Genomic DNA, 22,883 nt, shown 5'->3' on the forward strand with positions numbered 1-22,883 from the left:
AAGTTGGGTTTAGATGCGATGGTTTCGTTTGGGTGCAAGCACCCGTTCGCTGACCAGGTATTTTTGGTCAACGGTTTGTTTTAACTTAGGTATTGTAGAAAATTTGTGCCTTAGATGGCCGCGATATCTATGATTTTTGGGATGTAACTAGGGCGAAAAATTCGTTCCGAGCCTGCCCAGCCGCGATCCGTTACTCTGTGCGACATGCCGCTGTGGTTCAGCTGGTTGACGCATGAGCCGACGATGTCGTCAACGATACGGCCAAATTCAGGGACAAGAGTGGCACAGGATTTTTCCTTTCTTAGGTTTGGTTAGGAATAGTAGGGTGAAGAGAGGCCTCGGCTGGCCGCCTCAGTGACGGTTGCGTCAAACACTCGGGTGTAAAATGCTGCGTTCAGGTTCGCGGCGGTTTTCGGGAAATCATCAACCGCAAAGGCACGCGCGTTTTCGATCGTGTCGAAGGCATCAACGCCGCCAAGTGTGTTGGTGTTCAGGCCGCTTAACCATAGCTTGGAAATCAACCCTTTTTGTTGTTTCAAGACAGGATTACGCGCCTGCCATGGGGCTTTTTCAAAGGGGACGTTGATTTGGACTTCGGTATAGACAAACGCGCCGGGGGTCTGCGTCGGGGTGGCCCCGAAATGGGGTGAACCGATGTCGCGACTGGCATCTGAAACGATGGTTGCATCAAATACGCGGGTTGTCTGGGCGACGCCAAATTCCTTGGCAACTGCGGGGAAAAAACGGGTGCAATAGTGCTGCGCAGTTTCGACACTGTCGAAGCTATAGATGCCACCAACAGAGTTGTTACCAGCACCCGAGAACCACGTTTTGTTCAGGAAACCGGGTTCATTGGCGATTTGGTCATTCAATTCCTGCCACGGCACGGTGTCGAAGGGCGTGGAAATTTGCAATTCGGTGTAAACGAAAGCTTTGGGGGTCATGTGTTGTTCTCCGGTGTTTAGGGCCGTATCGGCGATCGCCAATTTGCCGCCAAGTATGAGGTTTGTTGTCGTTACAGCGGCAACCGCGCCCGCTAGGATTTTGCGGCGACTGACCATGTTTTCAATTTGCAGCGTCGAGGGACGTTTCATTGGATTCTCCTGAGGTGCAGCGACATCCGCCTCTATGGTTGCGGGGCGGTGTGTTTCGATATATAACGATCACTATAATTTGTTTATATAGTGATCGTTATATCGTCAACATAAAAATAGCGATCGCTATATAAATATTGAAAGGACATGAGATGGCCCAATCACCCACAAAGAAAGAACAGACGCGCACGCGGATCTTGGATGCTGCAAGCAAGAGCTTCAGAAGCAGCGGTTATGCAGGGACTGGCGTTGATGGTATTGCAAAGGCTGCGGGCGTGACCTCGGGCGCGTTTTACGCTCATTTCGGTTCAAAGGATGGCGCATTCGAAGCGGCACTCGCGACAGGGATGGACGAGGTGATTGTGAGCATTCCAAAGTTTCGAACAGATTTTGGCTCTGATTGGGTGAGCGCCTTTGCCGACTATTATCTGGGCGAAGCGCACCGCAATGATCTTGCGTGCGGATGCGCGATGACAACCCTGTCCCCCGAAGTGGCGCGGGCAGACCCCGAAGTGCACATGGCCTATGAAGCGAAAATGAACCGTATTGTGGATCTGATTGCGGATGGGTTGGAAGGGGACGCAAAAGAGGCGCGGCACGCTCGGGCGTGGGCGATGTTGAGCACGCTGATCGGTGGTTTGACGTTGTCGCGTGCCGTTGCAGACCCTGCGATCGCGGACAAGATTGCAGCCGCCGCGCGTACGACAGCCTTGGCAGCCTCTAAGGCTTAATCGGCGCCATTCACCTCGACCATTGCAGAAGCGGGAATGAAACGGCTGCCCACGCGCAGGCAGGTGGGCAAGCAACCATCATGATTTGTGCATTTGCTGACCCACGAGGATACTGAGGCTCTCTAGGAAGCGCGAAACTCTCCACAGGCATAGCAGAGAACATGGCAATTTTCATTGAGCAATTTATTGATGGCGACGTACCGTTTGGCACGAGATAAATGTCGAATCTGAGGTTTGATTTGGGTATTACGCCCTGCGGTTTCGATGTGCTGCTTTTCGATCTGGTAGATGAGTGGGGTTCCACGGAGAAATGCCTGGCTTTGTTGCACAAATCGGATGAAGGGCGTTCTCCCCCTTTCCCCAGACGGGCTTAGGCTACTGGCACTGTGACAGGTATGACAAGAGCGGTGTAACGGTTGAGGACAGCAATACGGATTTGGATCTCGGCAACCTGGCGATCGAAGTCCCGCGCCATCAACGATTGGCCAAGCAGTTTCATACAATGCATCCACTGACCGTCAGGGTTATGCGCAGCATGATCCCTAGAGGTTTCGTTTCGACGCGGCTTCGGCGGTGATATCCGCTCCACCGCCGCCACAGGGTGCGGCCCAGATATCGTTGCGCATTGACTGCATCGTTGCGGGCAATTGCTCCGGCGCTCGTAGGCCTCCAAGGCTTTGCATTCTTGCGTGGTGGGATTACCGCATGGGCATCACTGGCGGCAATCGCCTCGTGGCATTTACGCGTAGGGATATAGCCATGCTCAATAAGATCATCAAAGCTATCAATGCTGTTTTCGACTAAGTAGCGAGTTACCATATTTGGCAAGCCAGCCTGCAAGCTACTCCCACGGGTGATTATGATCCCTACATCGATAGCGCCTTCAGCGTGCAATCGCTTGTAGTTTTCTAAGTCCCTGTCAAAAAATGGGTCCTTGTTGTTCCATTCAATCTCAAGGGCAACCAAACCAGATTCGCCGAAGCTCTTAACGTGATCCACCTCATGGGATACTGACTCACGCTTTACCCCATTTATTGTCTTTTCAATGGTAAAGTTTGTTTTGACCCAGCCAAGCTGATTAGAGTGATCTTCTAAGTCGCTGAGTTCCCTTTGCTTCGCCTCCGCTGGAACCAATTAGTTCGCTCATGGGGATGTCAAAGCTGAGGAGGCTGCAGCAAATTTCATCCCATGCTTCTGGGAAGTCGATGAACAGAATCGCAGCTGCGTGGAAGTGAAAGTCGACTTGGTAACCTCGATCAGTAAGCGCGGAGGTATCTATCGGTGAAAGCAATGCGGGCGGGCTCCTTAGAAGTGACATGATTTTTGTAGAATCAACTTAAGAGAGCATCTAGTTAAAAGTACACCATTGAAGGGTAAGTAAGAGGTCTCTGTAGGTCTAGCGCATCAAATTTTAGGATTTCCCGCTTAAAAAGCTTGGGCGTCCTATACACGTCCTAGCAATACCCTGCAATCTATTGCACCGATAGGTTCCGTTTAACTTATTCATATTTAAGGAAAAATGGTGCCCCCACACGGACTCGAACCGCGGACCTATTGATTACAAATCAATTGCTCTACCAGCTGAGCTATAGGGGCACTTGGCGGTCGTTTAAAGTCAATTTTCAGGGCGTGCAAGAGCCTTTTAACATCCTTTTGCAGGTTTTATCTCTCTGATAGGTACTGGTAGAGAAAAAAGAAACAAATGGGCGATACCGAATGAAACTGGTCCTACATGCAGGCGTGCATTTTACAGAAGAAGATCGGCTGATGAAGTGTCTGCTGCGCAACGCTGATGACTTTGCGTCACGGGGGGTCGTTGTGCCCGGTCACAGTAAGTATCGGGGGATCTTGCGGGAAACTCTGAATGCGATGGCGAGTGCACCGCCTTCAGATATGGCGCGTGACGTCTTAATGGATGCGATTCTGGATGAGGGGGATGCGGAGCGGGTGATCCTTTCGGACGCCAATTTCTTCCGTACTCCCAAAACGGCGGTCCAAGAGGGGATGTTTTATCCTGCGGCTCCTGTGCGAATGATGCGGATGGCGCAAATCTTTGAACGCGACGATGTTGAGATATTCATCGGCATCCGAAACCCAGCGACATTGTTACCGATTCTGTACGGCAAATCTGATAATAAGGATCCGGCTGCATTCTGGGGCGGGCGTGACCCGCGTGATGTTGTATGGTCGGATACAATCGATCTTTTGCGCCAATCTGTTCCAAACGTGCCGATTACCGTATGGTGTAATGAGGACACGCCGCTGTTGTGGGCGCATATCATTCGTCAAATGGCGGGGCTGGCGGATGATGAGAGGATTATCGGCGGCTTTGACCTGTTGAGCTCGATCATGAGCGGCGAAGGAATGAAGCGCTTTCGGTCCTATCTCAAAGACCATCCCGTTATGACCGAACATCAAAAGCGCCGCGCCATTGCAGCATTTTTAGACAAATACGCGCTTGATGACGAAGTTGAGGAAGAGTTGGACATGCCCGGCTGGACCGACGGGTTGGTGGATGAGATGAGCGACATTTATGATGCGGATGTTGCAGCGATCACTGAGATGCAGGGCGTGCGTGTCTTGATGGCTTGAGGCGCGACAATATTTCAAAATGTTGTATGCGTGCAATATAGTTGTTGTTTTGACATTCGCCAATATGATACGGCTCTCCTGACCGCAGTTAGGAGGGTCGATAAGTGAGCGAATTTGACAAAGCGTCTAAAGGCGCAAAAATGGATTTCTCAGAGGACATGTCCTACGGGGACTACCTTGGGCTTGAGCCGATCCTGAATGCCCAGCATCCGTTATCTGAAGCACATGATGAGATGTTGTTCATCGTCCAGCACCAGACTTCTGAGTTGTGGATGCGATTGGCAATCCATGAACTGGAGGCCGCACGTGCGGCGCTGTTGAGCGGGGAGCAACAAACTGCCTTCAAAATGTTGGCTCGGGTTTCGCGTATTTTCGAACAACTTAACTCCGCATGGGACGTGTTGCGCACAATGACGCCCAGCGAATACACAGCGTTCCGGCCCAGTTTGGGGAACTCATCGGGGTTTCAATCGCACCAATACCGATTGGTCGAATTTATTCTAGGTAACCGCAACAGTGCCTTGATGAAGCTGCACAAGCACCATTCAGACGCCTACGCGCGATTGGAAGGGGAGCTGGCCCAACACAGCATCTATCAGGTTGCGATCTCGCTGCTGTGCACGCGTTTTGACCAACCTGATTTGGCCGGAGAACCCGGTACAACAGATTGGAAGGCCAAAGACGCAATTCAAGATCTGTGGCAGCGCGTCTATGAAGATCCGCGTGCGCATTGGGATCTGTATGAGCTGGCCGAAAAACTGGTTGATCTCGAAGATTATTTTCGCCGCTGGCGCTTTAACCATGTAACAACAGTTGAGCGGATCATTGGTTTCAAACGGGGAACTGGCGGTACGGCTGGGGTCTCTTACTTGCGCAAAATGCTTGAAGTAGAGCTGTTTCCCGAATTGTGGAATGTTAGAGGAGCACTGTAGTGTCCAATATCCTGAAGAAAGACGCGTTTATCCTGCCCGAAGGGGTGATTTACCTTGATGGGAACTCCCTTGGTCCGATGCCAAAGGCCGTTGCCGCCCGTGTGCAGAGCATGTTGCAGGATGAATGGGGTGAGATGTTGATCCGCGGCTGGAATACAGCTGGCTGGATGGATCAACCCTCCCGCGTGGGCGAACAGGTTGCCCGCATTATTGGCGCGCAAGCGGGGTCAGTTGTGATGGGCGATACGCTGTCGTTGAAAGTGTTCCAAGCGTTGGCAGCCGCTATCAAGATGAACCCTGAGCGGCGCGTGATCCTAAGCGACACAGGCAATTTCCCCTCCGATCTTTATATGGCTGAAGGCCTCGTGGGGTTGCTAGAGCAGGGATACGAGCTGCGCGCTGTAGCTCCCGAAGAAGTCGCGGATGCAGTGGATGACAGCATCGCAGTTGTCATGCTGACGCAGGTTGATTACCGCACGGGTCGCATGCACGACATGAATACAATGACCAAAGCGGCACATGAACATGGCGCTGTAATGCTGTGGGATCTGGCGCACTCTGCTGGCGCGGTTGAAGTTGATCTGGCTGGATCAAATTGCGAATTCGCAATTGGCTGCACCTATAAATACCTCAACGGCGGCCCTGGCGCGCCTGCTTTCATCTATGTGCGTCCTGACCTAACAGATACGATCCAGCCCGCGCTGAGCGGCTGGTTGGGGCACCGCCAGCCGTTTGCCTTTGATCTGAACTATAAGGCAGGGGCAGGGATCGAACGGATGCGCGTTGGCACGCCGCCTGTGATCCAGCTGACAGCACTTGAGGTCGCGATGGACCTTTGGGCGGATGTGGACATGGCAGAACTGCGTGCGGCCTCCATTGCGTTGCAAGAACAGTTCATCTTTGAGATCGAACGTGACGTGCCAAGCCTGACATTGGCCAGCCCGCGAGATAGCGCGGTGCGTGGCTCTCAGGTGTCTTTCCGTTTCCATGAGGGTTACGCGGCAATGCAGGCTGTGATTGATCGCGGTGTGATTGGTGATTTCCGCGCGCCAGACATCATGCGTTTTGGTTTTACACCGATGTATCTGGATAGCGGTGATGTCAGCGCCGCAGCTGCGATCATTGCGGATGTGATGAACAATAATTTGTGGGATGAAGAGAAGTATAAGGTGAAATCAAAAGTAACTTGATTTATCAGTTACTTGCCGCACAACGCGTATTCATTGGATGAGGTTGATTGCGGATCTATTACCCGTATTGTGATAGAAAATAAGGCTCCACCTTTTTTGAGGTGGAGCCTTAGATGTTTCTAAAAATGTCTTTTTCAAATTCAGGGTTACACTGCGATCTTACCACCACCTTGTTTGGTGATCACCACCACGGAGGGGCGCGGAGGCATAGCCGGATCAAAGTCGGGCCAGCGGGTGGCAGGGTCTTCAAATGTTGAGTCCCGCTCAAATCCGGCAAGCTCTTTTGTGCCATCCGTTCCGGGGTGCTGCACCGCCACAAACAGCGTTTCCTGATCGTCGGTAAAATAGGGGCCGCACATCTCGCCGCCCACGGGGCAGCGGAAAAACAGCTTTGAGGTGCCGCGCGCTTCGCCTTCGGTTTCAACACCGTAAAGCCCGTCGGACTTGCCCGTTTTTCCCCATTTTTTGCCTTGGTCAGTCGAAACCCACAGACGACCATCTGAATCAATGGCAGCATTGTCTGGGGAACCAAACCAACCGCTTTGGGATGTCTCAGGGTTCCACACAGCGCCCACTTCGGCGATCGCGGGATCACCGCATTGCACAAGGATCGACCAATTGCCCTTGACCGCGCCGTGATCTCCGCCGTCTTCTTTGATCTCGATGATATGACCAAAGGAACTTTTTGCACGCGGGTTGGCGGCATCAACGGCATCTGGCTTGCGCTTGGAGTTGTTGGTGAGCATCAAATATACCGTGCCGTCACCGCGCGGCTGTGCATCTTCGGGGCGGTCCATCGGAGTTGCCCCCTGCAGGTCAGCGGCAAGGCGGGTGTCTATCATCACATCACCTTGGTCTTCAAACCCGTTTTCAGCGGTGAGCGGGCCCGTGCCATGCACCAAAGGCAACCATGTGACCGTGCCATCTTCGTCAAATCGGGCGACATATAACGTGCCGTCTGACAAAAGCTTGGAATTTGCAGCTTTGTCTTCACCGACAACACCCATTGAAACGTATTTATATTGGTAGTCAAAACGGTTGTCGTCGCCCGAGTAAACAACAAGACGGCCATCTGCCGCTTGCGTTGTTTCACACCCTTCATGGCGAAAACGCCCAAGGGCCGTGTGTTTGACGGGCATAGCGTCAGGCGCGCGGGGATCAACCTCAACAATCCAGCCAAATCGGTTCGGCTCGTTGGGTTCTTTGTCGATGTCAAAGCGGTCGTGGCTGTTGCCCCAAGCATACCACATGCCGGGCACACCATAGCGTTTGTGGCGTTTTGCATCTTTTTCGGGCAGGGCGCTCAGGTCGGGTTTATTGTCGCTGTCCAACCTGTTGGTCCAGAAATACCCATGAAAATTCTCTTCGGACATCAGGTAGGTGCCCCAAGGTGTCATGCCGCCCGCGCAGTTGTTGAGCGTGCCAATGATGGTCATGCCGTCAGGGTCGGCGTTGGTTTTCATGCGTTCATGACCCGCGGCAGGTCCGTCGATGGCCATCCTAGTATTCAGGGGCGTGATGCGGCGGTTGTATTTGCCGTTACGATCAACGCGCCATTCCCCCGTGGTTTCCTTTTCGATCTCAACCACCGATCCACCATGTGCTGCCATCTCGATGTCGATGAGCTCGGGTGTCATGCCGGAAAACGCCGCACGGTCCTGTCGGCCAAGGCGGGGGAACATCATCTCTTCGTTGGTGTACTCGTGATTCACACAGAGCAAGCCGCGCGTGCCAGCGGCGTTCAGGGCCGTGAAGCCTACATAGTCGTTGTTATAGCCAAACTGCTGCAGCTGAGCCTCTGCGGTCTGGTTCATCACGTCAAATTCAGGAGCATCTGCCGTGATCGGATCGCCCCACCGCAGAAGGATGTTCGCGTCATATCCTTCTGCAACGTGGTGCTGCGTGTCATTGCCCCACTGCAATTCCGTAAAGTTATAGCGCGATGTGCCTTTGGCGGCAGCTTGCTTGGGTGCAACCATTGCGGATGTTCCAAAAATAGCAGTGGTGGCCGTGACCGCAAGCGCGCCCCTAAACATATCCCGACGTGAATAACGGGCCGCGACGACTTCGCCAATTGTGCGGCTTAGGTTGGGGTTCGTTGGGATGTCGTCAAATGCTTCATATGCTTCAGCTTTATTACCGATGGATTGATCTTGCAGGATGTTTTTGCGTGTCATGCGGGCTCCGGCGTGTTTGAGGTTTGCGCTTTGTTTAGATCGATTCTGTAACAGTTTTACTTGGAAAAGACTGAGATCGATAAGAATTGCGGCGAAATGGAGTTACTCAGTTATCCGAATTTCCAGTGACATAAATACGCTTTCTGGGCTTGAAGCATGCGTGCCAAATGGCGCGCATCTGGAAAAGCCTGCGCGCTCATACAATCTGCGGGCAGGAGCAGACGCGTCACGGCTTCCTGTTCCTAAATACAGCGTTTCAATTTCTGTTTGTTCTGCATGTTTGATAATATAAGCCACCAAAGCCATCCCAATGCCACGGCCCCGCGCGCGGTCGTGCACATGCATGGACTTTACTTCAGCTGAGGTTGCATCGAGCCTCATCAATCCCAATATCCCAAGGCAAACCTCGCCCTCACGCGCGGCAAAAAGCAAAAGATCGTCTGTTTGGTACTGCTCAAGTGTCAGGTGATGGCAGCTTTCATTTGGATAGGACGTATGGCCAAATTCCAGATGTGCTTCAATCAAGTGGCGGACATCTGGGGCAGTTGTATCAGCGGGAAAAATTTCTAGTGACATATGACTACCCTGAGTTGCAGTCGGAACTTACCGACGCACTCAGTGACGTCAAGTATGATCACAAAGTTTTTGATCCGATAGCATAGCTGAGAGCTGTCGCACCTCATCTGAGCGGATGATCTGTGCTAGCCCCCTTGAAGCTCCCCAACGCCGCGACTAATCTTGTGTAAACGCTTGTTCGGGTATGGTCCCGCGCAACCCCCATTGAAGGCAGACGCACATGCAAGATCCAGTCGCAACATACATGAATCTCGTTCCCATGGTTGTTGAGCAGACAAGCCGCGGTGAACGCGCATATGATATTTTCTCACGCCTGCTGAAAGAACGCATTATTTTCATCAACGGCCCAATCCATAGTGGGATGAGCCACCTTATTGTTGCGCAGCTGTTGCACCTCGAGGCGGAAAACCCGTCAAAAGAAATCAGCATGTACATCAACTCACCCGGTGGTGAAGTGTCTGCTGGCCTGTCGATCTATGACACGATGCAATATATCCGTCCGAAAGTGTCCACATTGATCTGCGGTATGGCGGCATCAATGGGGTCTGTTATTGCGATTGGCGGCGAAAAAGGTATGCGGTTTGCGTTGCCAAACTCTGAAATCATGGTGCACCAGCCTTCAGGTGGATCGCAGGGGATGGCCTCTGATATCTTGATTTCGGCACGTCACATCGAAAAAACCCGCGAGCGGATGTACCAGCTGTATGTCAAACACTCAGGGCAGGAATATGAAACGGTCCAAAAATCTATGGATCGTGACACATGGATGACGCCTGAAGAGGCAAAAGACTGGGGTCACATCGACGAAATCGTCGAAAGCCGCGGCAAGCAAGATGACAAAGACGCGCCTAAGGGCAAAAAGGGTAAGTAAGTCACAACGTCACGCGCCCCCGTTTTCTCGATTGCAGGAGCGGGGAGCGTGACTTAGACTTAAGGCCAAATCAAATGGTGTCGCCTGTAATTTAGGGCACATTACCAAGCTTTAGACCTGAAAGGGCTCACATGGCCAATTCAACAACCGGCGACAGCAAAAACACCCTCTACTGCAGCTTTTGTGGAAAGAGCCAGCACGAGGTGCGTAAGCTGATCGCGGGACCAACCGTGTTTATTTGTGACGAGTGTGTCGAGTTGTGCATGGATATTATCCGTGAAGAAACAAAGGCATCCGGCCTAAAAGCCACGGATGGCGTGCCAACGCCAAAAGACATCTGTGACGTGCTGGATGACTATGTGATCGGACAGGCAATGGCCAAACGTGTCCTGTCTGTTGCTGTGCACAATCACTACAAACGTCTTAATCACGCCCAAAAAGGCGGTGATATCGAACTGGCGAAATCTAACATCTTGCTGATGGGGCCGACTGGCTGTGGTAAGACGTTGCTTGCTCAAACGCTGGCGCGGATTCTTGATGTGCCGTTTACGATGGCTGATGCAACCACGCTGACCGAAGCAGGTTACGTGGGCGAAGATGTTGAAAACATCATCCTCAAGCTGCTTCAGTCATCTGAATACAACGTTGAACGCGCGCAGCGTGGTATCGTTTACATCGACGAAGTAGATAAAATTACGCGTAAATCTGAAAACCCATCCATCACCCGCGACGTTTCGGGTGAGGGCGTTCAGCAGGCATTGCTGAAGCTGATGGAGGGCACAGTTGCTTCTGTTCCACCGCAAGGCGGGCGCAAGCACCCACAGCAGGAATTCCTGCAGGTGGACACGACGAACATCTTGTTCATCTGTGGCGGCGCGTTTGCTGGCCTGGACAAGATCATCGCAGCACGCGGCAAAGGCTCTGCAATGGGCTTTGGTGCGGATGTACGGGATGATGATGCACGCGGTATTGGTGAAATCCTTACCGAGCTTGAGCCAGAAGATTTGCTGAAGTTTGGCCTCATTCCGGAATTTGTTGGCCGTTTGCCTGTTCTTGCGACGCTTGAGGACCTAGACGAAGACGCGTTGGTTACGATTCTGACGCAGCCCAAGAATGCGCTTGTGAAGCAATACCAACGCTTGTTTGAGCTAGAGGATACGCAGCTTTCCTTTACCGAGGATGCGCTGAGCGCGATTGCAAAACGTGCGATCACGCGCAAAACGGGTGCACGTGGCCTTCGTTCTATCCTTGAAGAAATTCTGCTGGATACAATGTTTGATCTGCCCGGAATGGACACCGTAACCGAAGTTGTCGTGAACGAAGAAGCGGTGAATTCTGATGCTAATCCGTTGATGATTCACGCCGAAACGGAAAAAGAACCAGCTACTGCAGGGTAACCTGTGAGCTAGTTTAGTAATACATTGGGCAGGCCTTACGGGTCTGCCCTTTTTTTTGGGTTTTCCCTTTTTCAATTTAGGAGACGACATGAAACGCATTTCATCTGGTGGTGAGTTTGAAAAGAAAATCGGTTATTGCCGCGCTGTTGTTGCAGGTGGCTTTGTACATGTGGCTGGTACTGTAGGGCAGGGCGACGATGTTGTAGCCCAATGCCATGATGCGCTGCGTATCATCAAAGAGGCGCTGACGACTGCAGGTAGCAGCATGGAGAAAGTTGTGCGTGTCACCTATATGCTGCCCGACCGCATGGAGTTTGAACCCTGCCACGCTATCCTTGCCGAAACATTTGGCGATCACCCACCCGCAGCCACAATGATTGAATGCGGTTTGATTGACCCCAAATTTCGGATCGAGATTGAAGTCACCGCGGTTGCATAAAACCTAACAAGGTCTTGATCTGCTTGATATGTTGCTGCGGTTGGCGCGATGGATGGACAGAAACCGTCAGGCTCAGCGTCCAAACGGTGCATCTAGGCCGTGCAACTAGGCAAGATACCCCTCAATTTGCGCCTCTGGTCACTGGACCTGAGCGCGCTAATACGCCATATCAGGGACAACTGAACAAGGAACGCTTCCATGGGACTCATCAACAGCTTGCTCAAGGCCTTTACATGGTGGAACGGTCAAACGCTCAACACCCAGCTATTCACATGGCGTAAGGGTGAAAAAGTAGGCGAGGACCCACAAGGGAATATCTATTACCGCAATGCTGATGACAGCAAACGCTGGGTCATTTTCAATGGCGAGATCGAGGCAACCCGGATCGATCCGGATTGGCATGGCTGGATGCACCGCACATATGATGAGCCGCCAACAGACAAACCTTTGGTTCACAAAGAATGGGAAAAGCCACATCAGGAAAACCTGACAGGCACCATGTTGGCGTATGCACCAGCGGGATCCATCCGCCGCGAACAGCCTGCGGACCGTGGTGACTACGAGGCGTGGAGCCCCGAGTGATACGCAAACTTGCTTTGATGATGGCGCTCTGCGCTTCCTCTGTAGGGGCGGAGCAAACCAGTAACGGGCAGGGAGCAATCCTGCGCGCACTGGATAAAACATCAGGCACCACAATCGATCTGAATGTTCCAAATGGGCAGATCGCCGAGATTGGCCGATTGAAGATTGTTGTGAATGAATGCCGCTATCCGGTGGGTAACCCATCTGGGAACGGCTATGTTTCGATGGAAGTCTCTGAAACCGGACGTGTCGGTACGGTTTTTTCCGGTTGGATGATTGCATCATCGCCCGCGTTGAATGCGATGGAGCACTCGCGTTATGACGTCTGGGTTATGCGCTGTATCACATCCTGAGGGCTTGCTGGCCCTGCCGCAGTAAAAGACGCACGCGTGTCTTTGGCGTCGGCTAATCTTGCATGATATTTTGCACGGCTGATCTCAAATCCGCCTAATGATGCGAGATGGCTTGTGATGAACTGTGTATCAAACAAGGTAAATCCACCCTGATTTAGGCGATCGACAAGGCAGGCGAGTGCGACTTTTGATGCGTTTGTACGTCGTGAGAACATGCTTTCACCAAAGAATGCAGCGCCCAAGACAACGCCATAAACACCGCCGACCAGCGTATCACCCTCCCAAACCTCCAAGGAATGCGCTTGTGAACGTTGATGCAGTGCACAATAAAGCGCATGTATTTCAGCGTTAATCCACGTGTCGTCGCGGTCTGCACAGCCCTCTAGAACAGCTTCAAAGTCTTGATCAATGGTGATGGTCCACGTGCTGCGCCGCATGGTACGCGCCAGCGAGCGCGAAATGTGAAAGCCATCCAGTGGCAGGATGCCCCGCTTGCGGGGGTCGACCCAGAAAATTTCCGGGTCGTCCCTAGATTCACTCATCGGAAAGATGCCGACACTATAGCCGTGTAACAATAGCTCCGGTGTGAGCACGCTCATGGCCTTCAGGCAGTCCCAAAGTTCGTTTCCAGCCAATGTTCCAGCCAGTGGATGTTGTAACCACCTGAATGGATGTCTTCTTCCTGCAGTAGCGCATGAAACAACGGTATAGTTGTTTCAACGCCGTCGACGATCAGCTCACCCAACGCGCGGTTAAGACGCGCAAGCGCCTCAGGGCGGTCGCGGCCATGCACAATCAACTTACCGATCAAGCTGTCGTAATAGGGTGGAATTGAATACCCGTCATACAGGGCACTATCCATCCGCACACCCAAGCCACCAGGGGCATGGTATTGCGTGATTTTGCCGGGGCAGGGCGAAAAGTTTGGTAGTTTTTCTGCGTTAATACGAACCTCAATGGAGTGGCCGTTGATTTGCAGATCATCCTGAGAGAATGACATCGGCAGTCCATCCGCCACGCGGATTTGCTCACGCACCAGATCAACACCGAAGATCGCTTCAGTTACAGGGTGTTCCACCTGCAAACGGGTGTTCATCTCGATGAAATAGAAGTCACCATTCTCATAGAGGAACTCGATTGTGCCAGCACCGATGTAGTTGATGTTGGCGCAGGCATCCGCACAGACCTTACCGATGCGGGCACGTTCTTCTGGAGTAATCGTCGGGCCGGGGGCCTCTTCAAAAACCTTCTGGTGGCGGCGCTGAAGCGAGCAGTCGCGTTCGCCCAAATGCACAGCTTTGCCTTTACCATCGCCAAACACCTGAATTTCGATGTGGCGCGGCGTGGTGAGGTATTTCTCGATGTAGACTTCGTCGTTGCCAAAGTTGGATTTACCCTCAGCACGCGCTGTCTGATAGGCTTTTTCCATGTCCTTGGCTGTTTGGGCAACTTTCATGCCCTTACCGCCGCCGCCTGCAGTGGCTTTGATGATCACAGGATAGCCGACTTCTTCGCCGATGCGCTGTGCATCTTCCAGCGTTGGAACGCCGCCAGCAGAACCGGGCACACAAGGAACGCCAAGCGCCTTCATCGTGTCTTTTGCGGAGATCTTATCCCCCATGATGCGGATGTGTTCGGCTGTAGGGCCAATGAAGGTCAGGCCATGGTCTTCGATGATTTGAACAAAGCCTGCGTTTTCAGACAGAAAGCCATAGCCGGGGTGGATGGCCTCGGCGCCTGTGATTTCGCAGGCTGCAATGATCGCGGGGATCGACAGATAGGACTGCTGTGAGGATGGCGGCCCGATGCAGACGCTCTCATCAGCCATGCGCACGTGCATCGCATCGCTATCAGCGGTCGAGTGGACGGCAACGGACGCAATGCCCATTTCGCGCGCGGCGCGGATGACGCGCAGCGCAATCTCACCCCGATTGGCAACAAGGATTTTTTTGAACATGGGTGAACCTCCTTATTCGAGGATCACAAGCGGAGCGCCAAACTCGACGGCGGCCCCGTCTTCGACCAAAATACGTTTGATTGTGCCAGAGCGCGGGGCAGGGATGTGGTTCATGGTTTTCATGGCTTCCACGATCAACAGGGTATCGCCTTCAGCGATTTGTGCACCAACTGTGATGAACGCAGGCGCGCCCGGCTCGGGTGAGGTATAGACAGTGCCAACCATAGGAGAGCTGACAGCGCCTGGATCAGATGAGGGGTCTGTACCGGCGGCCGCTTCTGGTGCCGCGGTGGCTGTTGCGGTAACGGGCATTGCTGCGGGTGCGGCCTGCATAGGCTGTTGGGCCATAATCTGCTGTGGCGGCTTGCGAGAAACGCGCACGTTTAGGCTGTCGTCCTCAGCGTATTCGCGTTTTACCTGCAGCTCTGTCAGATCATTTTCATTCAGAAGTTCAGCCAAAGCGCGGATAAATGCGACATCGCCGTCATGTGTGTTCTTTGTCATAAGGTTCCTCGACCGTTGCGAAGGGGGCGGTACCATCCAGCCCTTTGACAGCGCTTATATGGTATGGATAGGAGCATGGAAAGATGCGACTTTACCATTGGTCAGCAGTTCACGAAGCTGCGAAGTGGTGGCACACTTGTCGGTCGGCAGGTGGAATTTAATCATTTGTGCCACAAGGCCCTGTTTGAGCATCTCAATATTGCTTAGTCTCGCCTTTCTCATGCCCGCTCTTTGGAGGGAGAAATGCTAAGCAAGGCGTCGCCTAGCCAAAGTGGGGCCCATGCACAGCATAGGTATTGCTTTCTCTTTTAGGCCTTACGTAACAAACAGGTGAAACGGGTGCGCGCTACATAGTCGGCGCTTTCTGTGAGGATTTCTCACGGGTACCGAGTTCCCACTTGGCTTGAACATTGCGCTAAATGAAGAAGGCTGCCAGCCAATTGATGCAGCTTATGCGCCATCCTGTGACCACACATGTTTTGCGGTAAAAAGGAACGCTATCCGCCCGTTCCAAATGGGACGGGCGGTGGCGTAGTCATTCAGAGTGATGTGAGAATGTCGTCCTTAAACGTTATCACATCGTCGATCATGCTAAAGCTTGCTTGCGTTAGGTCACCCTCAGATACGTTATTTATAGTCAACACTGAGCCGCTTTCGGGGTTGGGGCCGTAGACACTGAATGCGTCCAACAAGCCGCTAAGATCGATAACTGCATTCCCACCCGTAAATTCAGTATGTGCTAGGATATCATCAAACCCAAAGAGTTCATAAACGGGCAACAATAACAGGATTTCGTCTTCGGCACTGAAATCGGTGATCACATCCCGCCCCTTATCGCCCCTGAATTGGAAAGAATCTGCGCCATCGCCCCCTGTCATGGTGTCGCGCCCTGATCCTGAATCGATCCAGTCACGGCCGGCTCCACCAGAGATGCGGTTATTGCCTGCGACACCTGCAAGGCGGTCAAAGCCATCTCCACCTTCGATGATGTCATTGCCTGTGCCAGCATAGATCAAGTCGTCACCATTGCCGCCGTAAATCTTGTCGTTGTTGGCGTCTCCCCGGATCGTATCTTTTCCAGCACCACCCCAGATTTTGTCGTTGCCGTCGCCGCCCGAGATAAAGTCATCGCCATTGTCACCAAACAGTTGATCCCGACCTGCAAAACCTAACATCTGGTCATTATCATCGCCGCCATAGAACTTGTCATCAGCAGCGCTGCCTTCGATGGTATCATTTCCGCTACCACCGCGAACGTCGCCGGATTGGCCGTGTAAAGTACCTTCGACCGCAGTAAACCCCACCCCGTAATAGACGTCGTTTCCGTCCCCTAAAAGGACATTACCGAGCAGGCCGGTATTTCCGACCAAGTCATCGCCATCACCCATATCTACGGTGCCTGTGATTGTGCCTGTCGTATCAACACCGTCTGCACCACCGCCTGCAACAATTCGGTTGATCAAAACATCGTTGCCCGCGCCCATGGCGAGACGACCGTTTAGCGCCCCATCGTTATGAAAGCTGTCAGCTCCGCTGCCAAAGCGGGCATTGCCAGTAATGACGCCTTCGTTGGTGAATATCCGCGCATCACTGCCCAGCAGATCTACCGCAAACGGGTTGCCTGCAACGCGTGTGATTGTGCCGTTTTCGCCGTTGGCGATTTCGATATTGTGTTCGGAGTTTGCGGCTAAAGGTCCGACAATGTTTCCGTTGTTGGTGATCAGCCCGCCGAAGACCGAAAAATCGAAACCGGGTAGGTAGGTCCCAATAAGGTTTTCACCCTCAAATGAATTAGTCTCGGTGTTGAAAATAATTGGCATCGATTTAGCTCCATCAAAATTTGATGCAATATCTACGCCTAGACATTTGATTTAACTAAGTAAAAATTTTTTCGTTTCGAAAAAGGAGTGCAATCAGGAACTTCATCTACGACTGTTGGAGGATCGGAGTACAATGCGCCACATGGCTGCCACATCCGTGCAACTTGAGCGCCACAATGCAGGCATGAGTGGAGGCGGTACAACCATAACGTGATTCGTTTGGCAGCTGCCAAGAGCTGTACACTGCGCGATTTAACTGCAGGGAAAGACGTGCCACCCGCCACAAAATGGGCAGGTGGCAGTAGGATCAAGTCGCGATCAAAATATCGTTGTGAAGAATGAATGCGGATGCATCAAGATCTTCAAGGGCGACATTGTTGAGGGTCAAAACCGAGCCGCGGTCGATGATGCCACCTGGGCCGCCGGCATTAATTGCACCGCTGAGATTGATGATGGCGTTGCCACTTTCAAACACGGTGTTGGCGATTATGTCGCTGTAGGTGACAGAGTTATCAGACGCCAAGATCAGTTCAATCTGATCATCGCCACTGAAATCAACGATCCTATCATAGCCCGAATTTCCCGAAAATACGAACACATCTGCTCCAGATCTGCCGATCAGGAGGTCATGACCAATACCGCCATCAATTGTATCATCGCCGTCATTTCCAGCAAGCCGATCATTGCCTTGCCCGCCGCTGATATAGTCGTCACCTCGGCCTCCGGTCACTTTGTCATTGCCACGACCTGCAAGAATAAAATCGTCATCGCCACCGCCAGTGATTTGATCATTGTTGTTGCCGCCGTCAATGGTATCGGAACCTGAGCCGCCATTGATTTTGTCGTTACCGTCACCGCCAGAGATCACATCATCGCCGTTGTTTCCAAACAGCTGGTCCTTGCCGCCATTGCCAGTGAGCGTGTCATCGCCGTTGGCGCCGTAGAATTTGTCGGCATGCGTGCCGCCCGTCAGCTCATCGTTTCCCGAAGCGCCGTTGACATTGCCTGCGGAGCCGGAGGGGGTGGACAGATCACCGCTGAATAGATCGGTTACAGAATAACTGTCATTCCCACTGCCTAGATTGACATCATTCATAGTGCCTAAGTTGAGAATGGTATCGTCGCCTTGGCCCATATTGACCCTGCCAGTAATTGTACCAACAGTTTCGCCACCATCAATGCCGGGGATAATCTGGTTCACCAGACGATCATTGCCATTGCCCATGTCTATTTGGCCTTGGATTAGGCCGCTGTTTTGCATGCTATCCCAGCCATTGCCAAAACGAACAACGCCGACGATTGAACCGTCATTGAAAAAGTTACGCCCGCCATTGCCAAGCAGATCAACTGCATAAGGGCTACCGGTGGCTTTGGTAATGACACCTCCGATGGTGTTGGTGATTTCAATGCCGACATCGGCGATTGCGGATACAGGACCCTCAATGGTTCCATTGTTAGTGATAATCCCGCCAAATACGGAAAAATCGAACCCCGCAAGGGTTTCCCCCGCGAGGTTGGCACCCTCAAATGAATCGCTGTCATCGTCAAATGTAATTGGCATATGTATCCCCAGAAAAGCTCTGACACATTTACGCCACATTTGACCGTTCACATAGTTAAAACTGTTGTTGTTTCTAAGTTAGGAACAATAGGAGGTAATTGACTATCCTAGAGGGTATGCACATGAAAAGCCCCGCAGAAGCGGGGCAATTCAGTCTCATAAATTCGGATATTTCGAATCAAATTGCGAGATACTCGGCGCGCAGCGCTTCGTTCTCTAGAACCTCTTGGGCGCTGCCATCAAACACCACACCACCTGTATCAAGGATCACCGCGCGGTCAGCCAGTTGCAGGGCGCGTACTGCGTTCTGCTCAACCAGAATGGTTGTGATGCCTTGCGCCTTAATGATGCGCAGTGTTTTTTCGATTTCGTCGACAATAACAGGGGCCAGACCCTCGTATGGTTCATCCAACAGCAACACCTTGATGTCGCGGCACAGGGCGCGGGCGATTGCCAGCATCTGTTGCTCACCACCGGAAAGCGTAATGCCTTCTTGCTTCTTGCGCTCACCCAGACGTGGGAACAGCTCGTAGACGCGCTCAAGCGACCAGCCAACAGGCGGGGCGATCTGAGCAAGCTTGAGGTTTTCCTCAACTGTGAGGCCTGCAATGATGCGGCGGTCTTCGGGGACCAGTGCAAGGCCAGCGGCAGATGCCTCATAGCTTTTCATCTTGTGGAGTGGCTGATGGTCTAGCCAAACTTCGCCGTGTGTCAGCTGCGGATCACCGATTTGCGCGATGGTGCGCAGTGTCGATGTTTTGCCCGCGCCGTTACGTCCCAAAAGCGCGAGGATCTCGCCCTCGTGTACGTTAAAGCTGACGCCTTGAACGATGTAGCTTTCGCCGTAGGACGCGTGGATGTCCCAGACCGATAGAAAGGCCGGAGCCGAAGCCGCGCGGTTCGCGTTATTGTTTTGTGTTTGGGTTGTCATAACTATGTCCTTTAGATGGGAGAGGGGAGGACCGCGTTAAACGGTCTGTGTCTCGCCCAGATAGGCTTCTTTAACTTTTGGATGGCCCTTGATGTTGTCAGGCGTGTCCTCAACCAGCGGTGAACCTTGTGCCAACACTGTGATCCGCTCAGCCAAAGAGAATACAACGTGCATGTCATGCTCGATGATGGCGATTGTGATGTCGCGTTCTTCTTTGATCTGCTTGAGCAGGTCGATAGTGTTGTTGGTATCTGCACGCGCCATACCTGCTGTTGGTTCGTCCAGCAGCAGCAGGCGAGGTTCTTGGGACAGGCACATGGCGATCTCAAGGCGACGCTTGTCACCACGTGACATCGAGGATGCGTGCATCTCACGTTTATCATAGAGGTTCATGTCGTTCAGCATCTTCTTTGCCTTTTCGACAACGTCTGTCTCACTGTCGACGCTGCCGATGGCATGCATGCTGAACCCGCCGTCACGTTTGGCAAAGCAGGGGATCAACATGTTTTCCATCACGTTCAGATCACCAAAAATCTCAGGCGTTTGGAAAACGCGCGAAATGCCCATTTGGTTGATCTCAAATGGTTTGCGACCCAAAACAGATTGCCCGTCAAACATGACAGAACCCGTATCAGGAATCAGCTTACCCACTAGGCAGTTAAGAAGGGTAGATTTACCGGCCCCGTTTGGGCCGATAATTGCGTGGACTGTGTTTTCTGCAATGCTGAGGTTCACATCCCCCAGTGCTTGCAGACCGCCGAAGCGCTTGTTTACGTTTTTGACTTCGAGAATACCCATGTCATGCGCTCCTTATTCAGCAGGTGTGGTTTTGCCGGATGGCGTGTTTGGATCAGTCTTTTTGCGGCGGAACAGTTTGCTAATGCGTTGACCACCTTCAACCAAACCACCGGGCAGGAAGATCACAACCAGCATGAACATAAGTCCAAGGGTAAGGTGCCAGCCTTTGCCTACGAAAGGATAGATCAGGGTGATCAGCAGGTCTTCGAGGCCGTCAGGTAGGAATGCGAACCACTGTTCCAGAACGGTTTTGTTGATCTTGGAGACAATGTTTTCCATGTATTTAATGAGACCGGCACCCAGTACGGGACCAATCAAAGTACCCGCACCACCAAGTATCGTCATCACAACAATTTCACCCGAAGCGGTCCAGAACATGCGTTCCGCACCCACTTGTGTGTCCATCGCAACCAGCAAACCACCCGCAAGACCCGCATACATGCCAGAGATGACAAATGCCGCCAGTGTGTAGGGCTTGGAGTTCAGGCCAGTGTAGTTCATCCGCTGCTGGTTGGATTTAACCGCACGCAGCATCATGCCAAACGGGGAGCGGAAGATGCGGATGGACAGGTAAAAGGCAAGCAGCATAACGGCGGCCGCGATGTAATAACCTGCGTTGAAGGTAAAGACCCAGTTGCCCAGTACCAACTCTGCGCTGGCTTTCATATCCAGACCAAACAAGTTGGCACGCGGTGATTGGCCCAGTTCCAGCGCACTATCAAGGATGCGTGGATCAGAAACTTTGGGCTGAAGGCCCGTTTCGCCGCCCGTGATTGGTGTCAGAACCGAATAGGCCAGCGCATAAGACATCTGGGCAAAGGCCAGCGTCAGGATCGAAAAGTAAATCCCTGAGCGGCGCAGTGAAATCCACCCGACCAGCAGCGAGAACAAGCCCGCGACAATGACCGAGATGATGATCGCTGGCACCACATTCATGGTGAGCAACTTCATCATCCAGATGGCAGCATACGATCCCACACCCAAGAATGCGGCGTGACCAAAGCTGAGATAGCCTGTGAGGCCAAACAAGATGTTAAAGCCAATGGCGAAGATGCCAAAGATCGCCAGACGTTGCATCAAATCGGGATAGCCCGCGTTGAACTGCGCCATAGCAGAGCCTTCAGGGAAGGGGTTGAGGATGAACGGTGCAAAGATGCACAGGATGGCTACGATGATCAGCAGACCTGTATCGCGTTTTGTGAGTCCAAGCATTGGGTTAGTCCTCCATCACGCCGGCACGGCCTAGTAGGCCACGGGGACGTGTCAGCAAAATGATGATCGCAACAAGGTAGATGATGATTTGGTTGATGCCTGGAATGACTTCCAGAACCACAGCCATCGAGGCAAAGCTCTCAACGACACCCAGTAGGAAACCCGCCAGAACCGCGCCGGGCAATGAACCCATGCCGCCGACAACAACAACAACAAAGCTGAGAACCAGAAAATCCATGCCCATGTTATAGTTGGGGGAGTTGATAGGGGCATACATTACACCAGCCATTCCCGTCACCGCCGCAGCAATGCCGAACATAATGGTAAAGCGTTTGTCGATGTTGATGCCCAGCAGGCCAACCGTTTCGCGATCTGCCATACCTGCACGCACAACCATGCCGAATGTGGTGAATTGCAAGAAGGCAAAGATTGCACCAATCACAACCGCAGCAAAGCAGAAGTAGATGAGACGCCAGTAGGGGTAGATGATTGTATTTGGATCAAACCCAAGCATCGCGCCAAAATCAAACGAGCCTGCAAAGGCCGCAGGGGCTGGCGTTGGGTAAGGGTTGGCACCGTAAAAATACTTGATCAATTCACCCAGAACGATGGCAAGGCCAAAGGTCACAAGGATCTGATCCGCATGGGGGCGGCTATAGAAGTGCTTGATCAGGCCACGCTCCATGATGAAGCCGATGGCGATCATTACGGGGATAGAGAACAAGATTGCCAGCGGCACGGCCCAGTCAATCATCCAAGCACCTGTCGATTCACCAAAAAACTGGTTCACATACAGGATATCATCGAACTTTGGGTTACCGAGAAAGTCGGTGCCCGATGGTTCGGTCGCTTTATGACTGAGGGTCAGTATCTTGGAAAAGGTCACAGCGCAGAATGCACCGATCATGAACAAGGCACCGTGGGCAAAGTTAACAACCCCTAGCGTGCCGAAAATCAGCGTCAGACCAAGAGCAATCAGCGCATAGGCTGACCCCTTGTCGAGGCCGTTGAGAATTTGAAGGAGAATTGCGTCCATGGTCCGTCCCATCTGTCACAGGTGCCACACGCCCAGCCATTTCAGTGGGGGCGTCTTGCGGATTTGCGGGCTATTTTGAGTGGTGATATTATGAGGTGCAGGGCGGGCGCTGTGGTCCGCCCTGCAAAGT

General features: G+C 52.5%; 21 protein-coding genes, 1 tRNA gene and 1 pseudogene. 9 read left to right on the forward strand and 14 right to left on the reverse strand.

Going from position 1 to position 22,883, the window contains the following annotated elements; translation table 11 throughout:
• Window positions 1-311: 311 nt before the first annotated feature.
• On the reverse strand, window positions 312-1,094 hold the full coding sequence (locus tag V7775_RS08950) for a YdhR family protein (RefSeq protein WP_335751542.1): 783 nt from the start codon (window positions 1,092-1,094) through the stop codon (window positions 312-314).
• Window positions 1,095-1,246: 152 nt separating this feature from the next.
• On the opposite strand from V7775_RS08950, the gene V7775_RS08955 reads away from it, so the two are divergent.
• On the forward strand, window positions 1,247-1,825 hold the full coding sequence (locus V7775_RS08955; RefSeq protein ID WP_335751543.1) for a TetR/AcrR family transcriptional regulator: 579 nt from the start codon (window positions 1,247-1,249) through the stop codon (window positions 1,823-1,825).
• 370 nt (window positions 1,826-2,195) lie between these two features.
• On the opposite strand, the pseudogene V7775_RS24720 reads toward V7775_RS08955, so the two are convergent.
• Both V7775_RS24720 and V7775_RS08970 read right to left on the reverse strand, forming a co-directional pair.
• Window positions 2,196-2,824: pseudogene (locus tag V7775_RS24720) on the reverse strand (BglII/BstYI family type II restriction endonuclease).
• Between the two features lie 521 nt (window positions 2,825-3,345).
• A tRNA-Thr gene (locus V7775_RS08970) sits at window positions 3,346-3,421 on the reverse strand.
• Window positions 3,422-3,541: 120 nt separating this feature from the next.
• Between V7775_RS08970 and V7775_RS08975 the strand changes: the two genes are divergently transcribed.
• From V7775_RS08975 to kynU, 3 genes are all read left to right on the forward strand, one after another.
• Window positions 3,542-4,417: a hypothetical protein gene (locus V7775_RS08975; protein WP_335751544.1), complete on the forward strand. Its 876-nt coding sequence runs from the start codon at window positions 3,542-3,544 to the stop codon at window positions 4,415-4,417.
• Between the two features lie 104 nt (window positions 4,418-4,521).
• Window positions 4,522-5,349: a tryptophan 2,3-dioxygenase gene (locus V7775_RS08980; protein ID WP_335751545.1), complete on the forward strand. Its 828-nt coding sequence runs from the start codon at window positions 4,522-4,524 to the stop codon at window positions 5,347-5,349.
• A complete protein-coding gene (kynU, locus tag V7775_RS08985) occupies window positions 5,349-6,539 on the forward strand; it encodes a kynureninase (protein WP_335751546.1) in 1,191 nt (396 codons plus the stop codon). Before V7775_RS08980 ends, kynU begins: the two co-directional genes overlap by 1 nt.
• Window positions 6,540-6,685: 146 nt before the next feature.
• On the opposite strand, the gene V7775_RS08990 is transcribed toward kynU, so the two are convergent.
• Window positions 6,686-8,716 carry a PhoX family protein gene (locus V7775_RS08990; protein WP_335751547.1) on the reverse strand — a complete coding sequence of 677 codons (2,031 nt, stop codon included), beginning with the start codon at window positions 8,714-8,716 and terminating at the stop codon, window positions 6,686-6,688.
• Between the two features lie 102 nt (window positions 8,717-8,818).
• Window positions 8,819-9,292 (reverse strand): GNAT family N-acetyltransferase, encoded by a 474-nt coding sequence (locus tag V7775_RS08995; protein WP_335751548.1) that lies wholly within the window; start codon window positions 9,290-9,292, stop codon window positions 8,819-8,821.
• A 220-nt stretch (window positions 9,293-9,512) separates the two neighbouring features.
• Here V7775_RS08995 and V7775_RS09000 point away from each other — a divergent pair, with 220 nt between their 5' ends.
• The 5 genes from V7775_RS09000 to V7775_RS09020 all read left to right on the forward strand — a co-directional run bounded on the left by V7775_RS09000 (window position 9,513) and on the right by V7775_RS09020 (window position 12,934).
• Entirely contained in the window at window positions 9,513-10,163 is a 651-nt protein-coding gene (locus V7775_RS09000; protein WP_335751549.1) for an ATP-dependent Clp protease proteolytic subunit, read from the forward strand.
• 131 nt (window positions 10,164-10,294) lie between these two features.
• A complete protein-coding gene (gene clpX, locus V7775_RS09005) occupies window positions 10,295-11,560 on the forward strand; it encodes an ATP-dependent Clp protease ATP-binding subunit ClpX (protein WP_335751550.1) in 1,266 nt (421 codons plus the stop codon).
• Between the two features lie 88 nt (window positions 11,561-11,648).
• Window positions 11,649-11,999, forward strand: a complete 351-nt coding sequence (locus V7775_RS09010; protein ID WP_335751551.1) for a RidA family protein — start codon at window positions 11,649-11,651, stop codon at window positions 11,997-11,999.
• 198 nt (window positions 12,000-12,197) lie between these two features.
• Window positions 12,198-12,581: an NADH:ubiquinone oxidoreductase subunit NDUFA12 gene (locus V7775_RS09015; protein WP_335751552.1), complete on the forward strand. Its 384-nt coding sequence runs from the start codon at window positions 12,198-12,200 to the stop codon at window positions 12,579-12,581.
• A complete protein-coding gene (locus V7775_RS09020; RefSeq protein ID WP_335751553.1) occupies window positions 12,578-12,934 on the forward strand; it encodes a DUF2155 domain-containing protein in 357 nt (118 codons plus the stop codon). Before V7775_RS09015 ends, V7775_RS09020 begins: the two co-directional genes overlap by 4 nt.
• Here V7775_RS09020 and aat read toward each other — a convergent pair.
• From aat to V7775_RS09065, 9 genes are all read right to left on the reverse strand, one after another.
• Window positions 12,898-13,533, reverse strand: coding sequence for a leucyl/phenylalanyl-tRNA--protein transferase (gene aat, locus V7775_RS09025; protein ID WP_335751554.1), 636 nt, complete (start codon window positions 13,531-13,533; stop codon window positions 12,898-12,900). The genes V7775_RS09020 and aat overlap by 37 nt on opposite strands.
• Window positions 13,534-13,538: 5 nt before the next feature.
• Window positions 13,539-14,891, reverse strand: a complete 1,353-nt coding sequence (accC, locus tag V7775_RS09030) for an acetyl-CoA carboxylase biotin carboxylase subunit (RefSeq protein WP_335751555.1) — start codon at window positions 14,889-14,891, stop codon at window positions 13,539-13,541.
• A gap of 12 nt (window positions 14,892-14,903) precedes the next feature.
• Complete coding sequence (gene accB, locus V7775_RS09035) at window positions 14,904-15,395, reverse strand: acetyl-CoA carboxylase biotin carboxyl carrier protein (RefSeq protein ID WP_335751556.1); 492 nt, start codon at window positions 15,393-15,395, stop codon at window positions 14,904-14,906.
• Window positions 15,396-15,934: 539 nt separating this feature from the next.
• On the reverse strand, window positions 15,935-17,215 hold the full coding sequence (locus V7775_RS09040) for a calcium-binding protein (protein WP_335751557.1): 1,281 nt from the start codon (window positions 17,213-17,215) through the stop codon (window positions 15,935-15,937).
• A 307-nt stretch (window positions 17,216-17,522) separates the two neighbouring features.
• Window positions 17,523-18,776 (reverse strand): calcium-binding protein, encoded by a 1,254-nt coding sequence (locus V7775_RS09045; protein WP_335751558.1) that lies wholly within the window; start codon window positions 18,774-18,776, stop codon window positions 17,523-17,525.
• A 178-nt stretch (window positions 18,777-18,954) separates the two neighbouring features.
• On the reverse strand, window positions 18,955-19,707 hold the full coding sequence (locus tag V7775_RS09050) for an ABC transporter ATP-binding protein (protein ID WP_335751559.1): 753 nt from the start codon (window positions 19,705-19,707) through the stop codon (window positions 18,955-18,957).
• A 36-nt stretch (window positions 19,708-19,743) separates the two neighbouring features.
• Window positions 19,744-20,505: an ABC transporter ATP-binding protein gene (locus tag V7775_RS09055; RefSeq protein ID WP_335751560.1), complete on the reverse strand. Its 762-nt coding sequence runs from the start codon at window positions 20,503-20,505 to the stop codon at window positions 19,744-19,746.
• 12 nt (window positions 20,506-20,517) lie between these two features.
• Window positions 20,518-21,717 carry a branched-chain amino acid ABC transporter permease gene (locus V7775_RS09060; RefSeq protein WP_335751561.1) on the reverse strand — a complete coding sequence of 400 codons (1,200 nt, stop codon included), beginning with the start codon at window positions 21,715-21,717 and terminating at the stop codon, window positions 20,518-20,520.
• A 4-nt stretch (window positions 21,718-21,721) separates the two neighbouring features.
• On the reverse strand, window positions 21,722-22,753 hold the full coding sequence (locus V7775_RS09065) for a branched-chain amino acid ABC transporter permease (protein ID WP_335751562.1): 1,032 nt from the start codon (window positions 22,751-22,753) through the stop codon (window positions 21,722-21,724).
• Window positions 22,754-22,883 lie beyond the last annotated feature (130 nt).

It is taken from the genome of Sulfitobacter sp., assembly GCF_036960155.1.
Lineage (GTDB): Bacteria > Pseudomonadota > Alphaproteobacteria > Rhodobacterales > Rhodobacteraceae > Sulfitobacter.

Excerpts from the sequence above, each read along its gene's own strand:
- V7775_RS08950 (WP_335751542.1), bottom strand. The coding sequence starts at position 1,094 with ATGAAACGTCCCTCGACGCTGCAAATTGAAAACATGGTCAGTCGCCGC.
- V7775_RS08955 (WP_335751543.1), top strand. The coding sequence starts at position 1,247 with ATGGCCCAATCACCCACAAAGAAAGAACAGACGCGCACGCGGATCTTG.
- V7775_RS08975 (WP_335751544.1), top strand. The coding sequence starts at position 3,542 with ATGAAACTGGTCCTACATGCAGGCGTGCATTTTACAGAAGAAGATCGG.
- V7775_RS08990 (WP_335751547.1), bottom strand. The coding sequence starts at position 8,716 with ATGACACGCAAAAACATCCTGCAAGATCAATCCATCGGTAATAAAGCT.
- V7775_RS08995 (WP_335751548.1), bottom strand. The coding sequence starts at position 9,292 with ATGTCACTAGAAATTTTTCCCGCTGATACAACTGCCCCAGATGTCCGC.
- V7775_RS09000 (WP_335751549.1), top strand. The coding sequence starts at position 9,513 with ATGCAAGATCCAGTCGCAACATACATGAATCTCGTTCCCATGGTTGTT.
- clpX (WP_335751550.1), top strand. The coding sequence starts at position 10,295 with ATGGCCAATTCAACAACCGGCGACAGCAAAAACACCCTCTACTGCAGC.
- V7775_RS09010 (WP_335751551.1), top strand. The coding sequence starts at position 11,649 with ATGAAACGCATTTCATCTGGTGGTGAGTTTGAAAAGAAAATCGGTTAT.
- V7775_RS09015 (WP_335751552.1), top strand. The coding sequence starts at position 12,198 with ATGGGACTCATCAACAGCTTGCTCAAGGCCTTTACATGGTGGAACGGT.
- aat (WP_335751554.1), bottom strand. The coding sequence starts at position 13,533 with ATGAGCGTGCTCACACCGGAGCTATTGTTACACGGCTATAGTGTCGGC.
- accC (WP_335751555.1), bottom strand. The coding sequence starts at position 14,891 with ATGTTCAAAAAAATCCTTGTTGCCAATCGGGGTGAGATTGCGCTGCGC.
- accB (WP_335751556.1), bottom strand. The coding sequence starts at position 15,395 with ATGACAAAGAACACACATGACGGCGATGTCGCATTTATCCGCGCTTTG.
- V7775_RS09040 (WP_335751557.1), bottom strand. The coding sequence starts at position 17,215 with ATGCCAATTATTTTCAACACCGAGACTAATTCATTTGAGGGTGAAAAC.
- V7775_RS09045 (WP_335751558.1), bottom strand. The coding sequence starts at position 18,776 with ATGCCAATTACATTTGACGATGACAGCGATTCATTTGAGGGTGCCAAC.
- V7775_RS09050 (WP_335751559.1), bottom strand. The coding sequence starts at position 19,707 with ATGACAACCCAAACACAAAACAATAACGCGAACCGCGCGGCTTCGGCT.
- V7775_RS09055 (WP_335751560.1), bottom strand. The coding sequence starts at position 20,505 with ATGGGTATTCTCGAAGTCAAAAACGTAAACAAGCGCTTCGGCGGTCTG.
- V7775_RS09060 (WP_335751561.1), bottom strand. The coding sequence starts at position 21,717 with ATGCTTGGACTCACAAAACGCGATACAGGTCTGCTGATCATCGTAGCC.
- V7775_RS09065 (WP_335751562.1), bottom strand. The coding sequence starts at position 22,753 with ATGGACGCAATTCTCCTTCAAATTCTCAACGGCCTCGACAAGGGGTCA.